A 13,857-nucleotide genomic window follows, 5' to 3' on the forward strand; every position below is an offset into this window, starting at 1 on the left:
CATGCTCTCTCGCCGAACGCTCTCTCGCCGCACCCTCCTTCGCGCCGCCGCCCTGCTCCCGGCAGTCCCCATGCTCGCGCCCGGCACCGCCTTCGCCGCCGTCCCCGACCTGCCGCCGCCGCCCGGTCTGGACCGCAGGTTGTTCGCCCCCCACGAGCAGCGGTTCGCGCCGTACCTGGCCACCCTCGCGCCCATGGTCAACGACATGGACGACACCGGCTTCTTCGCCGGCGGCTGGTGGCGCTCGCCGGCCGCGCCGTACAACGCCCGCGTGCAGGAGCACGTCTTCACGCTGGCCTGGTTCTACGCCAACGCCCGCCCGTGGAACCCGTACGCCGGGGACGCGAACCTGCTGGCCGCCCTCGACGCGGCGCTCGGCCACTACCTGTCGCTCCAGCACGCCGACGGGTCCTTCCCCGAGTACAGCCGCAATGAGCACGGCCTGGCCCCCACCGGATTCGGCCTCGGCTACCTCGCCAAGACCCTGCGGATCCTGCGCGCGGCCGGGGCGCTGCCCACCCGGCAGTCCCAGATCACCGCGGCATTACGGACGACGATGACGTGGTTCCTCGACCCCGCCAACCGCACCGTCTGGCAGGAGCCGCTCAACTACGCCAACCAGACCAGCTCCGGCCTTGCCGGGGCCACGCACGCGCTCAAGCTCGACCCCGACCCCGCGCTCGCCACGAGCCTGCGCGAGGCGTTCGCCAGGATCGCCGCGACCGGCGTGAGCTCCGCGGGCTTCTTCCACGAGGAGGGCGGCCACGACATGAACTACAACTTCGAGGTCATGCTGCCCGAGCTGGCCGACGCCTACCTCCACAGCCAGGACCCGCACCTGGTGGACATGGCCCGCGGATTCACCGGCTTCCTGTCCTACAACCTGCTGCGCGAGCCCGACGGCGCCGGGTACATGGTCAACGTCGCGCCGTCCACCCGCACCAGCGCGCGCTGGTACGACGAGGTCCGGCCCGATCCCGACCGGACCGCGCTCAACTGGACGTTCACCCGTCAGGTGCCGCTGCTGTCGGCGTTCATGACCGCCCGCGAGGACCTGGCCGACGCCCGCACCGCCTGGGCAGCGTCCACCGAACCGGTGACACCGCTCGCCAAGCAGGACACCTCACCGCGCATCCTCACCCACGGCCTGTACGGCGAGGGCTTCCCCACCCGGCGGCAGCGGACCGCCGCCATCGCGGACCTGCCCTACCTGCGCTCGCAGGACTTCGTCGAACTGCGCAGGGACAGGGGCCAGGACTTCCTGTACGTCCGCAAGCCCGGCCTGTACCTGGGCGGCTACTTCGGCGACCGCGCCTCCCGCGCCCGCACCGGCCTGACCTTCCTGTGGCATCCCGAGGCCGGCACGATCATCTGCGGGCTCAACGACAACAACTACGCCTGCTGGTCCACCGTCTTCCCCGGTCAGGTGCCCGACTCCAACGGCGACCTCCCGGCCGCCTACTTCCGCGGCGCCCCCGGTGGCAGCGAATGGACCGGCGGCCGGGTCCCCGGCGCCTTCGGCATCCGGTACGGCAACGCGAACGTCACCACGGACGTCCTGGTCACTCGCCAGACGATCCGGCGTACGGTCACGGCCAACGCCGCGGCCACCGAGCAGATCCCTCTCATCCTCCAGCCCGAGGACGTCCTCACCTTCACCGACGGCACGCGAGCCACGTTCGGCGGCTCGACCACCGCCACCGCCGACGGCTTCGATGTGCGCCGGGGCCGCACCACGATCCGCTTCCGCTGGGACACCCCCCTGCAGGCGACCATCGCGGCCGGCAGCGTGCGCTACTTCCGCGACGGCGCCCGCCGCTTCCACGCCCTCCGCATCCCTCACCAGGGCGCATTCGGCCTCACGATCATCATGGGCTGACGCGTCCCAGTTTGTGGCCCCTTACGAGACGAAGCTCTCGTAAGGGGCCACGCGTTTTCATACCTTGCGGCTCGTCCTGGGTCCGTCCAACCCCCAAGTAATGATCCGACTGGGAGTGATCGTGATGATCTGCCGGGACAAGCCAGGCACCGGCGGCTCGTGGTCCGTCAGCGCCACCGCCGAACCCCGGATCTCGATGCCGCGCGGCGTCCACGGATCGACCGCCGCCAGGTCGTCCACGACGAACGCGACCGTGCTGCCCTGCTGGACGTTCCGGAACTTCTTCGTCCCGCCCAGCGCGCCTCCGCCGATCACGATCGTGCCGGTGTCGGCATCGAGGAAGAAATTGGTCGGGTTGTTCTGCACCTGCCCGTCGGGCGACACGGTGGCCAGCCGCCCGATGGGCTGCGTGGTCAGATAGTCGAGTTCGGCTTGGGTGAAGATCATTATGTGTGAGCCTTTCAGTGAGCCAGATCACGGTTGAGGTTGACCTTAGGTCAGGGTGGAAGCTCCTCGCAGCGGCGCGACGCCGACCGGACATAAAAGATTTGAAGGAGCAAACCACCATGTCCATCACCCTTTCCGACCAGGACAAGAGCACTCTGCGGACCGCCGCGTACGGCGTAGTGTCGCTGATGGCCGCCGCCACCGGCTCGCCCCAGAAGACCGCCACGAATGCCACCATCGCCCTGACGTCGGCGACCGGTCTGGTCGGGCACGTGCTCGCCGCGAAGGCAAAGGACATCGAACTGACGGGCAAGACCGTCGCCGAACTCGCCGACCAGGTGCTGCCGGCCCTGACCGCGGCCATGAGCCTGCTCGGCGAGCAAGCTCCGGCGGAAGCCGACAACTTCCGCGGCACCATCCTCCTCGCCATCGAAGCCGCCCAGGTCCACCCGGACAAGCCCAGCCCCACCAAGGCCGAGATGGCCCGCAAGATCACCGCCGCCCTCGACGCCGCTGGGGTGGCCACTGCGGGGCAGGATCGCCCGGAACTGCAGAAGGCGATCGAGGAGATCGTCGATTCCGGTTTCGTCGGGGTGCAGCTGCGCGTACATGATGAGCGGGGCGAATGGGCCGGCAGCGCCGGGGCGGCCGAGCTGGGCGGGGCCGCCAAGCCGCCGACGAACGGGCATGCCCGGATCGGCAGCAACACCAAGACCTTCACCGCGACCCTGGTGCTGCAGCTGGTGGCCGAGGGCAAGATCGGGCTGGACACCCCGGCGGCGGACTACCTGCCCAAGTTCGGGCTGGACGAGCGGATCACCGTGCGGATGCTGTTGCAGCACACCAGCGGGGTGTTCAACTTCACCGGCGAGGTCTATGACGACGGGACGATCGTGACGGGGATCCCCATCCCCTACGGCACCACGGGCGAAGAGTGGCTGGACAACCGGTTCAAGGCCTACCGGCCGCAGGAGCTGGTGGAGCTGGCGTTGTCCAAGCCTGCGCGGTTCGAGCCGGGGACGGGCTGGAGCTACTCCAACACCAACTACGTGCTGGCCAGACTGCTGATCGAGAAGGTCACCGGCCGCCCGCTCGCCGAGGAGATGCAACGACTGATCCTGGGGCCGCTCGGCCTGTCGGACACCGTGGTGCCCGACACCTCACCGGAGATCCCCGAGCCGTACGCCCACGCCTACTACCGCTACCAGGACAAGACGGTCGACGTCACCCGCCAGAACCCCTCCTGGATCTCCACCGGCGGCGACATGATCTCCACCACCCAGGACCTCCACACCTTCATCTCCGCCCTGCTGAGCGGCAAGCTCCTGCCCGCCCCGCTCCTGGCCGAGATGTGCACCCCGCACCCCACGGGCATCCCGAACATGGACTACGGCCTGGGAGTGTTCGTCCTGACCACAGACGACGGCGGCACCCTCATCACCCACAACGGCGCCGCCGTGGGCCACGCGGCGCTGATGTACAGCACACCCGACGGCAGCAAGACTCTGACCGCCGCGCTGAACTGTATGGACGACGCCGACCTGTCCATCGCGACAGCATTCCAGAGCGCCCAGCAAAGGCTCGTCAACGAGGTGTTCTGCCGTAGGCAGGACTGAGCACCTGCGACCCGTACACCTCGAGCACAAGGCAGGCTGGGCAGATGAGGAACGGAGTCACGATCGGGCAGGCGGCGGCATTCGTCGGCGTCACGGTGAAGACGGTGCGGCATTACCACAAGCTCGGCCTGGTCAAGGAGCCGGAACGCGACAGCTCCGGCTACCGGCGGTACGGATCGGCCGATCTGCTGCGGCTGGTGCAGGCCCGGACGCTGGCCGCCGCCGGGGTGCCGCTGGCCGAGATCGGGCCCCTGCTCGACGCCGACGCCGCGCTGTTCGCGGCCGCGCTCGCCGACGTCGAGCGGCAGCTCACCGAACGGATCGAGGAGTTGACCGCGCGGCGTGACACGCTGCATCGGCTCGCCGACGGTGACCGGGCTCTGCTGCCCGACCGCGCTGTGGCGCTGCTGGAGCGGATGCGGGGCCGCGGATTCTCCGCCGACGAGGTGGCGGCCACCAGGGAGGGCTGGGTGCTGGCCAAGGCCCTGGTCCCAGAAGGCTTCGACGACTACCTCACCCATTTCGAGGACGCCCTCGAAGACACCGGGCTCGTCGCCTTGGGCAAGCGCACAGCCGAAGCCGCGGCCTGGGACCCGGACGACCCCCGCATCGCCGAACTCGCCACCGACGCGGCCGACCACTACCTCGCCAACCCCGCACTGCTGAAGACCGTGACCGGCCTGCAAGCCCGCACCGAGGCCGCGACCCGGTACACGCTGATCGCCCACCACGGCGAAGAGCGGACGCCGGCCGCGGCACGGCTGGCCGCGCTTTTCGAGACCAAGCTGCGCGCCGCCGGCGTCCATATCCCCAGACCAGACTCCCACTGACCCGCCGCCCGCGGGCGTCACGGTCTGCGGGTCCCCGCACGGCTCTTCACGCGTCCCGGCGCCGCGATGTACACTTCGTAAAGTACGTACTTGACGATAATTGCGGAGTTGGCGCCAGTGGAGCCTCAGGAGAGTGAGTTCGTCGACCGGATGGGGCTGGTCATGGAGCGTCTGGGCGGGACGCGCACGATGGGCCGCCTGCACGCGTGGCTCATGATCTGCGACCCGCCCGACCGTTCGCTCACCGACCTGGCGGCCGAGCTCGGTGTGAGCAAGACCGCGGTCAGTACGGTCGCCAGGCAGCTGGAGGTGAGCGGGATGATCGAGCGCGTGCCCACAGCCGCCCGCGAGCACCGCTACCGGATCATCGGCGGCGGATGGGCGCAGGTCATGCAGGTTCAGCTCGACGGCGTTCGGAGGAGCCTGGAAACGCTGGACTTCGGGCTGTCCATCCTCGGCGAGGGCCCACCCGAGCGGCGCGCCCGGGTGGAGGACACCCGCGAGTTCTTCGACTTCATCCTGCGCGACTCCGAGGAGATGCTCGAGCGCTGGGCGGAATACCGCAAGAAATCGTCCTGACGTACATCTCGACAGAGAGATCCTCAACCAAGGAGAGGCAATGGCCGACTTCGTCGAGCGGTACGACGTCCCGAAGCAACACTTCTGGCTGCACGGGCCCCGATCGGGCCCGCCCGTCGAGTTCGACGCGCAAGCCGGGATGTGGAACGTCTACGGTTACCCGGAGCTGCAGGAGGTCATCGGCGACCCCGCGACCTTCTCCTCCGACACGATGCGGATAGTCCCCAAGGGCATGCTGCCGGAGGAGGGCTTTTCGCTGGACGGGTTCATCACCCAGATCGACCCGCCGGAGCACGGCAAGCTGCGCAAGCTGGTCAGCAGCGCGTTCACCCGCAAGGTCGTCGCGGATCTCGAACCGCGGATCGCCGCGATCACCCACGAACTGCTCGACGCGGCACGGGAGCGCGAGCGGTTCGAGCTGGTACGCGATCTGGCCTACCCGCTGCCGGTCATCGTCATCGCCGAGTTGCTGGGGGTGCCCAGCAGTGATCGCGATCTGTTCAAGCGGTGGGCGGACGGACTGTTCCAGCGAGACGCCAAGGTCTCGCTCAACCGGTCCGCCGAAGAGCGGAGCGCGGACCTCGCAGCCACGATGAAGCCGTGGCGGGAGATGAGCGACTATCTCGCCGACCACGCGGCCGAACGCCGCCGGCAGCCGCGCGGCGACCTGCTCAGCAGGCTGGTCGAGGCCGAGGTGGACGGGGAGCACCTGCCCGACGATCAGGTGGTCAACTTCGCGATCGTGCTCCTGCTGGCCGGGCACATCACCACGACGATGCTGCTCGGCAACACGGTGCTGTGCCTGGACGCCTTCCCCGCCCAGCAGGACAGGGTACGCGCCAACCGCGACTCGGTCCCGGCCGTCATCGAGGAGTCACTCCGGCTCCTCACCCCGTTCGCCGCCCTCGGCCGCGCCACCATGCGCGAGGTCGAGCTCGGCGGGGTGACGATCCCGGCCGATCAGATGGTCATGTGCTGGGTCGCGGCGGGCAACCGGGACCCCCGGCAGTTCCCGAACCCGGAGACGTTCGATCCCGATCGCGATCCCAACCCGCATCTCGCGTTCGGCCGCGGCATCCACTTCTGCATCGGCGCCCCCTTGGCCCGGCTGGAGGGGCGGGTCGCGCTGAACATCCTGCTCGACCGGTTCGATCCCCTGCGCACCGATCCGGCGGACCCCGTGGAGTTCATCCCCACGCCGACCATGAGCGGGGTGCGCCGCCTTCCGCTCCTCTAGAAGCGCGGAAGCCGTAGTTCCGCTGGGGCGGGGTGTGCTGCAGGCCCTCGCAGCGCACCCTGCTTTAGTGGAGTTACCCGACATCGCCCGCGTGACCACCGTCGTCGTTGCCCGCGGCGGAGATGGGGGCACGGTGCGGGTTCGGCTCGGCGGAGAGCCTGCGGCAGCTACGTATGTTCCGCTCAACCGCGCAGCTGCGCGTTGAGCCGTGCGGCCTGTCGCGTGAGGTGGTCGCGTTCGGGCAGGCTGGGCGCCGATCGGGCGGCTTCGGCGTAGAGCCGTGCCGCGGTCACCGGGTCACCGTCACGTTCGTGCAGGTACGCCGCGACGGCGGTGTAACGGGGCAGGGCGGGGTCGAGCTCCGCCAGGGCGGCCAGGCCGGCGCGCGGGCCGTCGGCCTCGCCGACCGCGACGGCCCGGTTGAGGCGGGCCACCGGGCTGTCGGTGAGGCGCACCAGTTCGTCGTACCACTCGACGATCTGCACCCAGTCGGTCTCCTCGGCCGCCTGGGCGTCGGCGTGGAGCGCGGCGATGGCGGCCTGGGCCTGGAACTCGCCCAGGCGGTCGCGGGCGAGGGCCGTCTGGAGCACGTCGACGCCCTCGGCGATCAGGCGGGTGTTCCACAGGCCGCGGTCCTGCTCGGCAAGGGGTACGAGTCTGCCGTCGGGGCCGGTCCGCGCCGGGCGCCGGGCGTGGTGGAGCAGCATGAGCGCGAGCAGGCCCGCGGCCTCCTCATGGTGGGTCTTGGCCGCCAGTTGGCGAGTGAGCCGGATCGCCTCGCCGGCGAGGTCGACGTCGCCGGAGTAGCCCTCGTTGAAGACCAGGTAGAGCACGCGCAGCACCGTGGCGAGGTCACCGGCCTGGTTGAACCGGACGCCCGAGACGGTCCGCTTGGCCCTGCTGATCCGCTGGGCCATGGTCGCCTCCGGCACGAGGTAGGCCTGCGCGATCTGGCGGGTGGTCAGGCCACCGACCGCGCGCAGCGTGAGCGCGACGGCCGAGGCCGGTGTCAGGGATGGGTGCGCGCACAGGAAGTACAGCCGGAGCGTGTCGTCCACCGCCTCGCCCGGGCCGGGCACGGGCTCGGTCTCGACGCGTACCTCGCGGTGCTGCCGGGAGGTATCGGCGCGGGCGGCGTCGAGGAACTTACGCCAGGCCACGGTGACCAGCCAGCCCTTGGGGTCCCGCGGCGGGTCGTCCGGCCACACCCGCACGGCCTCGACCAGGGCGTCCTGCACGGCGTCCTCGGCCGCCGCGAAGTCGGCTCCGCGACGGACGAGGACACCGATCACCGCGGGCACCAGCTCCCGCAGCAGCGACTCGTTCACTCGGTCACCGTGGGCGGCACGCCGTAGAACGGGCGCACCTCCAGCCACTCGTGGATCGGCTTCCCACCCGCACCCGGCGCCGCGGACAACTCGCCGGCCAGCTCGAGCGCCCGCTCGTAGGTCTCGACGTCGATCACCATCCAGCCGGCGATCAGGTCCTTGGTCTCCGCGAACGGGCCGTCGGTGACCGGCGGCCGCCCCTCGCCGTCATAGCGGACGAAGGTGCCCTCCGGGGAGAGCGCCTGACTGTCGACGAACTCTCCGGTGCCCTCAAGCCGAGCGGCGAAGTCACGCATGTACTGCACGTGCGCGTCGATCTCGTCCTGCGTCCACTGGTCCATCGGCACGTCGTTGACCGCTGCCGGCGCGCCTCGGTAGTGCTTGAGCAGCAGATACTTGGCCATCATCTTCTCCTCTGTGCGGTACGGCCCATTGTGGCCGTGTTCATTGCGAGTTTTCGACCTTCCACGTACGGCGCTCAGGCGCGCTGACGCTCCTCCCGCTGCTGGATCAGCTCCTCGACCGCGCTGGGCAGGGTCGTCTCGAAGTCGATCAGCTTCGCCCAGGTCGGGGTCACGACGATCCGGACCATGCCGTCGTAGAGGGAACGCACCTCCGCCTCCCACTCGACCCGCTGCTCGGGCGTCATCTGGTAGCTGCCGTTCATCTGCAGATACTCGGCCGGGATGCCCTCGACGACGTCCAGCTCGGCCCGGCCGCGGATGAGCAAGATCTTCGGCGGGTGAACCTCGGTGTCGATCGTCAGGGCGACCATCGGGTTCTCGCTCAAAGACCGGAGCTTCGGAGCGTTCTTCGACGTGCACATGACGACCTCCGAGCCGTTCCAGGTGAACGCGATCGGGACATTGCGCGGTGTGCCGTCCTTGGCGACATAGGCCAAGCGGGTCAGGTCGCGGGCCAGCAGTTCCTGGCTGATCGGCCGGTTCAGAATCTCGGTGATCTCGTTCGGTCGCACGGTTGTTCCTATCCCTTGTCGTTTTCATGGTCGGCCGCGACGGGTTGTCAGCTGAGCTGCTCGGCCAGCCCGATGATGATCCCCTCGGGGCCGCGGACATAGCAGAGCCGGTAGCTGTCCTCGTACCGGGCCAGCTCACCGACGAGTTCGGCGCCGTGAGCGCGTAGACGGGCGACGACGTCCTCGATGTCGTCGACGGCGAACATGACGCGATGCATGCCCAGCGTGTTGTGCGGCGGGTTGTGCGGTCCGGCGGCGATCACCGCGGGGCTGCGGTACTTCGCCAGTTCCAGCCGGCCGTGGCCATCCGGGGTCCGCATCATCGCGATGTCGCAGCGGACGCCGTCGAGACCGACCGTACGGTCCGCAAAGAGGCCCTCGATCTGCGCCTTGCCCTCCAGCTCCATGCCGACTTCCACGAAGAACGCAATGGCAGCCTCAAGGTCGTCGACGACAATGCCGACGTTGTCCATCCGCTGGAGCGTCATGATGGTTCTCCTTCTTCGTCGCGCGGGCCCGTCGTGGCCGCTGATGTCCCTGGGACGGAGCCCGATCCACAATCTCGACATCGAAAGCGTGCCGAGTTTGAGAATCTTTTTCTGGCTGCCACCGGCACCGGATCTACCTCGCGACGTTCGGCGAACCACCCGACCCGCGGGCAGCCTTCATAGCTGTGCCGGCCCGCTTGCTGTCTCGGATGACGGGAGCGCTTTCGATCTGCCGGACCCCCGGCAGGCTTCCGATGCCGCCCTCGAGGTAGTCGTACAGTGCTTCGGCGTCGTGGCAGGCGACGAAGACCAGCAAGTTGGTCGGGCCGGTGGTGGCGGCGGCGAAGGCGACCTCGGGATGGGCGGCGATCGCCTCGGCAGCGCGGCGGAGCGCGGACGGCTCGACCGTCAGCCAGAGCATCGCGACCATCTCGAAGCCCAGGAGAAGAGGATCGATGTCCACGTCGAAGAACAGCGCGCCGCGGCCGCGCAGCTGTTCCAGCCTGCGCTTGGCCGTCATCTCCGACCAGCCGGTGGCCCGGGCCAGCTCCGGATAGCCGGCGCGGCCGTCGCGGGCCAGAGCCGCCGCCAGCTGTTCGTCGCCTTCTTCCAGGAGGACCCGCCCGTGCTGTTCCCGTTGCGGGTGCCGCGGGCTGAGCGCGGCGATCTGTTCCGGTCCGAGAGAGTTGGCTCGGCCATGCCAGCCGGTGGGACCGCCGGCGAAGACCCGCAGCAGGCAGTGAGCCGTTACCCCGACCACTCTTGGCGTACGGGGCAATTGCCCGAGGAGCAGCGCATCACGCTCGTGCGGGCTGCGTGCCTGGATGACACTGACGATCTGCGTTCCGCCTGAGGTGAGGCTGACCCAGGAGGTGTCCGGGCGGCGGGCCAGGGCGTCGGCGATGGGGACGGCCGCGTCGGGCGTGACCTGGATCCGCACGAACCACTGCACCCAGCCCAGCCGCCGTGCCTCCAACTGGCCGACCACGTTGAGCAATCCGTCGGAGCGCAGCCGGCGGTAGCGGCGCGCGACCGTCTGGTCGGACACGTGCAGCACCGATGCGATGCGGCTGAAGGGCGCGCGTCCATCCACGTGCAGCGCGTGGATGATGGCACGATCGAGCTCGTCCAGGACCGGGGCAGCCACCGTGGTCAGATTAGCGTGACGTGCCTGAGGCCGGGGAGCGGGCCGCGTTCACATCCCTGACCGCTAAGGTCTGACCGGCCATGTACGGCAGCGCGGGCACCGGCTCTTCGCGCAACATCTCCCGGAAGGCGGAGACCGCGACGATCTCCACCCTCCCCAGCGGGAGCGGCAGCACTCCGGAGGAGGACAGGCCGGCCGCGCGCAGCCGCTTCTCGGTGACCGCGACGTCGGAGCAGCCGAAGGAGTAACCGTGCAGGCCCTCGTACGTCGCCGCAGTGGCGTCCATGTCGGTGGCGTAGAGGACGGAGTGGTCAATCCTGTCGAGGTCGTGAGTAGGCATGGAGGACAGGCTGCTGCCACGGCGGCAACGGGTTCCAGCCGGCGGCGTGCGATCGATACTTTTCGACATTGAACGAGCGGCCGTGATGGAATCCGATCAGGTGGCTGTTGTAGCAGCTGCCCGCACGTACCTCCGCTAGCGATTTCCCAGCAAGGAGACGCTGAGCCCGCAGATCGCCTGGATCAGGTTCTCGCCCAAGCGACGCCAGGACTCTTCCGCGGCCGCCGGATCGATGCGCCCATGCGCCAAGTCGTATTCCACTTCGGCGCACATGTGCACAGTGAGCTGGCGAATCATCTCGTGATGCTGGGCGATCAGCGCGCGATCGTCATTCCGCCACTGCGCCCGGCCGAACTCGTCCAGCCGGCGAACGGACGGCAGGTTCCCGTGCGCCTGGATCGCGTACTCCCGCAGATTGGGCTCCACGATCACCTGAGCCAGGAACCGCCCGTACCAGGACGGCGTGCCCAGTTCGATGTGGTGCTCGATGTTCGGCAGGATGTGGCAGCGGATCCGCTCCTCCAGCGGCACCTCCCCCGGCTCGCCCAGCGCCTCCACCAGCGCGACCCGGTGCTTCTCGATCCTGGCCATGTGCCGTTCCAGGATCGCGATGATGAGCTCGTCGCGGTTGTTGAAGTGGTACTGGACCGCCGACTTGTTGCGCTGGCCGGCCGCCTCCCCGATCTTCGCGACCGACACGCTCGCGAACCCGTGCTCGGCGTAGAGCCGCTCCGCGGTGCGCATCAGCTTGTCCCTGGCAAGCACCGAACGGGGAGAAGCCATGGCGGCCGATGGGACGGAGGTCATCCTGCCCTCCAACTTGGGAAACCGACGAACCCACTGTAAGGCCTACGGTTATGCGGGAGTCAGTCGTCGATCGCCTGGTAGAGGGTGGTCCAGAAGTCGTGGATGACCCGCGCCGAATCCGGGGTGGACATGCCGGTCTGGGTGAGCAGGAGGCCGACGAGCTGGTTGTCCGGGTCGGCGTAGGTAGTGGTGCCGGCTCCGCCGTCCCAGCCGAACTGGCCGATGGGCGCGTAGTCGCCACGGTAGGTGCGCACCGTCATCCCGAAGCCCCAGCCGCCCTGCTGCCCCTGCCCGTGCGAGAGATGGACGACGCTGCGGGCCCAGGCCTGCAGGGCGGCCGTCTGCTCGGGCGTGAGGCGGTTGGTGGTCATCAGCTCGACGGCGGGCCGCGACAGGATCCGTTGGGTGCCGTTCATCCCGTGGTTCAGCAGCATCCGGAAGTAGGCGTGATAGTCGTCGACGGTCGAGTCGAGTCCGCCGCCGCCTGACTGGAAGGCCGGAGGCCGGCTGTGGTGTCCCCCTTCGGCCTCGTCCTCCACGCGGAACTCTCCGGTCTGCCAGTCGGGAGCGTACAGGGGCGGGAGCCGGTCGATCTTGTCGGCGGGCACGTGGAAGGCGGTGTCCTTCATCCCCAGCGGATCGAAGACGCGTTCGCGCAGGAACGTCTCGAACGACTGGCCGGTGACCCTGGCCACCAGCACGCCGAGCACGTCGTCGCTGACGTTGTACAGCCACCGCTCTCCAGGCTGGTACATCAGCGGGAGCGTGCCCAGGCGGCGCATCCACTCATCCGGTCCCGGTTCGGGCAACATCCATCCGTCCTCCTGGCCGTAAACCCCCTGCTCGAAGAACGCGCTCATCATCGGAGCGGTCCGCGCCGTCATATCCAGTCCGAGCCCGCACGTGGAGGTGAGCAGGTCCCGTACGGTGATCGGCCGCCGGGCCGGCACGGTGTCGTCCAGCGGGCCGTCGGCGCGCTTCAGCACCTTCCTGTCGGCGAGTTCGGGCAGCCACGGATCCACCGGGTCATCCAGCCGCAGCCGGCACTCATCCAGCAGGACCATCGTCGCCGCCACCGCGACCGGCTTGGTCGTCGAGGCCATCCGGAAGATGGTGTCGCGGCTCATCGGCGCGCCACCGTCATGGCGCATCGTCCCGATCGCTTCGACGTGGGTCTCCTCGCCCCGGCTGACCAGGGCGACGAGCCCGGGAATCTTCCCGGACTCGACATGCCGGGCCAGCACCTCACGCAGTCTGCGCAGCCCCGTTTCGGAGAAGCCGCTCTTGCCAGTTCCCATCATCAATCTCCTTACCTACAGTGTTCCGGCGGCGCGCGTGATGGCGTCGGTCAGCCGCTTCCGCTCACGGGCGGGGACGTAGCCACCCTCGGAGTAGTTATGGACGAACGCCTCGGCGAACTCCACCGGCTCCTCCCCGACGATCTCGCGGATCGGCGTTCCGTCCGCCGCGGCCTGGTCGAACAGGTCGGCGAGGTCTTCGAACATCGACGCGTTGCTCTCGCCGTCGGTCGGCACGAAGTGCATCAGGTACCGCTCGATCGCTTCGACCGCCGTGCGGTAGTTCGGCGGAAGTTGACGCACGCGCGCCTTGTACTGCCGCCACTGCCGCTTGGGGCCGATCACCTTTGTGAGAAAGCCGCTCTTTTCAGCGTCGGACATGGTCAGCTGCCTCCTTTGCGGAGCTGTTCGAGCCGTTCTGCGAGGAAGCTCCAGGTCCTCCAGAATTCGGCGAGATATTCCTGGCCCTGGGCGTTGAGGGAGTACACCTTGCGCGGCGGTCCCTTCTCCGACGGGACCTTCTGCACGTCGACGAAGCCGCGCTGCTCGATCCGGACCAGCAGCGCGTAGATGGTGCCCTCGGCGATGTCGGAGAAGCCCTGATCCCGCAGCCACGCCGTGATCTCGTAGCCGTACGCGGGCCGGCCGGACAGGATCGCCAGGACGATGCCCTCCAGCGTTCCCTTGAGCAGCTCCGTCACCTGCTTGCCCATGGAACACCCCCTTCAGCTACTTGGTGTTGCTGACTACCAGTAGACAGTAACACCGACTACCAGTACTTAGCAACACAGAATAGCTGGCAAGCCTTGGTCTGGAACTGGACAGCGAATGGTCTGGGAACTGGTCAGGCGAAGAGCCGACACTCGGCGCGCTGGTCATGCGGCG

General features: G+C 68.7%; 16 protein-coding genes. 5 read left to right on the forward strand and 11 right to left on the reverse strand.

Translation table 11 applies throughout. The annotated features are described in order from the left end of the window. The first annotated feature begins 1 nt into the window (after position 1). A complete protein-coding gene (locus AB0B91_RS43510; protein WP_358333457.1) occupies positions 2–1,879 on the forward strand; it encodes a hypothetical protein in 1,878 nt (625 codons plus the stop codon). A gap of 57 nt (positions 1,880–1,936) precedes the next feature. Here the strand turns inward: AB0B91_RS43510 and AB0B91_RS43515 are convergent, their stop codons facing one another. Then, the gene (locus AB0B91_RS43515) at positions 1,937–2,326 is read right to left on the reverse strand and encodes a PPOX class F420-dependent oxidoreductase (RefSeq protein WP_358333459.1); all 390 of its coding nucleotides are present in this window, start codon (positions 2,324–2,326) and stop codon (positions 1,937–1,939) included. A 119-nt stretch (positions 2,327–2,445) separates the two neighbouring features. On the opposite strand from AB0B91_RS43515, the gene AB0B91_RS43520 reads away from it, so the two are divergent. The 4 genes from AB0B91_RS43520 (at position 2,446) to AB0B91_RS43535 (ending at position 6,588) form a co-directional block, all read left to right on the forward strand. Further along, complete coding sequence (locus tag AB0B91_RS43520) at positions 2,446–3,942, forward strand: serine hydrolase domain-containing protein (protein ID WP_358333462.1); 1,497 nt, start codon at positions 2,446–2,448, stop codon at positions 3,940–3,942. A 44-nt stretch (positions 3,943–3,986) separates the two neighbouring features. After that, a complete protein-coding gene (locus AB0B91_RS43525) occupies positions 3,987–4,772 on the forward strand; it encodes a MerR family transcriptional regulator (RefSeq protein WP_358333465.1) in 786 nt (261 codons plus the stop codon). A 117-nt stretch (positions 4,773–4,889) separates the two neighbouring features. Beyond that, the gene (locus AB0B91_RS43530; protein WP_358333628.1) at positions 4,890–5,351 is read left to right on the forward strand and encodes a MarR family transcriptional regulator; all 462 of its coding nucleotides are present in this window, start codon (positions 4,890–4,892) and stop codon (positions 5,349–5,351) included. A 40-nt stretch (positions 5,352–5,391) separates the two neighbouring features. After that, entirely contained in the window at positions 5,392–6,588 is a 1,197-nt protein-coding gene (locus AB0B91_RS43535) for a cytochrome P450 (protein ID WP_358333468.1), read from the forward strand. 182 nt (positions 6,589–6,770) lie between these two features. Here the strand turns inward: AB0B91_RS43535 and AB0B91_RS43540 are convergent, their stop codons facing one another. The 10 genes from AB0B91_RS43540 to AB0B91_RS43585 all read right to left on the reverse strand — a co-directional run bounded on the left by AB0B91_RS43540 (position 6,771) and on the right by AB0B91_RS43585 (position 13,685). After that, positions 6,771–7,916 carry a DUF6596 domain-containing protein gene (locus AB0B91_RS43540; RefSeq protein ID WP_358333470.1) on the reverse strand — a complete coding sequence of 382 codons (1,146 nt, stop codon included), beginning with the start codon at positions 7,914–7,916 and terminating at the stop codon, positions 6,771–6,773. Further along, positions 7,913–8,320 carry a YciI family protein gene (locus AB0B91_RS43545; RefSeq protein WP_358333473.1) on the reverse strand — a complete coding sequence of 136 codons (408 nt, stop codon included), beginning with the start codon at positions 8,318–8,320 and terminating at the stop codon, positions 7,913–7,915. Before AB0B91_RS43545 ends, AB0B91_RS43540 begins: the two co-directional genes overlap by 4 nt. Before the next feature lie 74 nt (positions 8,321–8,394). Next, positions 8,395–8,892 (reverse strand): pyridoxamine 5'-phosphate oxidase family protein, encoded by a 498-nt coding sequence (locus AB0B91_RS43550; protein WP_358333476.1) that lies wholly within the window; start codon positions 8,890–8,892, stop codon positions 8,395–8,397. 47 nt (positions 8,893–8,939) lie between these two features. Further along, positions 8,940–9,365: a VOC family protein gene (locus tag AB0B91_RS43555; protein WP_358333630.1), complete on the reverse strand. Its 426-nt coding sequence runs from the start codon at positions 9,363–9,365 to the stop codon at positions 8,940–8,942. A gap of 148 nt (positions 9,366–9,513) precedes the next feature. Beyond that, on the reverse strand, positions 9,514–10,527 hold the full coding sequence (locus AB0B91_RS43560; protein ID WP_358333479.1) for an Lrp/AsnC family transcriptional regulator: 1,014 nt from the start codon (positions 10,525–10,527) through the stop codon (positions 9,514–9,516). A gap of 10 nt (positions 10,528–10,537) precedes the next feature. Further along, positions 10,538–10,867 (reverse strand): hypothetical protein, encoded by a 330-nt coding sequence (locus tag AB0B91_RS43565; RefSeq protein ID WP_358333482.1) that lies wholly within the window; start codon positions 10,865–10,867, stop codon positions 10,538–10,540. Positions 10,868–11,002: 135 nt separating this feature from the next. Then, positions 11,003–11,650 (reverse strand): helix-turn-helix domain-containing protein, encoded by a 648-nt coding sequence (locus AB0B91_RS43570; RefSeq protein ID WP_358333485.1) that lies wholly within the window; start codon positions 11,648–11,650, stop codon positions 11,003–11,005. A gap of 83 nt (positions 11,651–11,733) precedes the next feature. Then, entirely contained in the window at positions 11,734–12,972 is a 1,239-nt protein-coding gene (locus tag AB0B91_RS43575) for a serine hydrolase domain-containing protein (RefSeq protein ID WP_358333488.1), read from the reverse strand. A 15-nt stretch (positions 12,973–12,987) separates the two neighbouring features. Then, a complete protein-coding gene (locus AB0B91_RS43580; protein WP_358333490.1) occupies positions 12,988–13,353 on the reverse strand; it encodes a DUF1048 domain-containing protein in 366 nt (121 codons plus the stop codon). A gap of 2 nt (positions 13,354–13,355) precedes the next feature. After that, positions 13,356–13,685, reverse strand: coding sequence for a PadR family transcriptional regulator (locus AB0B91_RS43585; protein WP_358333493.1), 330 nt, complete (start codon positions 13,683–13,685; stop codon positions 13,356–13,358). Between the last annotated feature and the right edge of the window lie 172 nt (positions 13,686–13,857).

The organism is Nonomuraea sp. NPDC049141 (genome assembly GCF_040648415.1).
In the GTDB taxonomy this organism is placed as follows: domain Bacteria; phylum Actinomycetota; class Actinomycetes; order Streptosporangiales; family Streptosporangiaceae; genus Nonomuraea.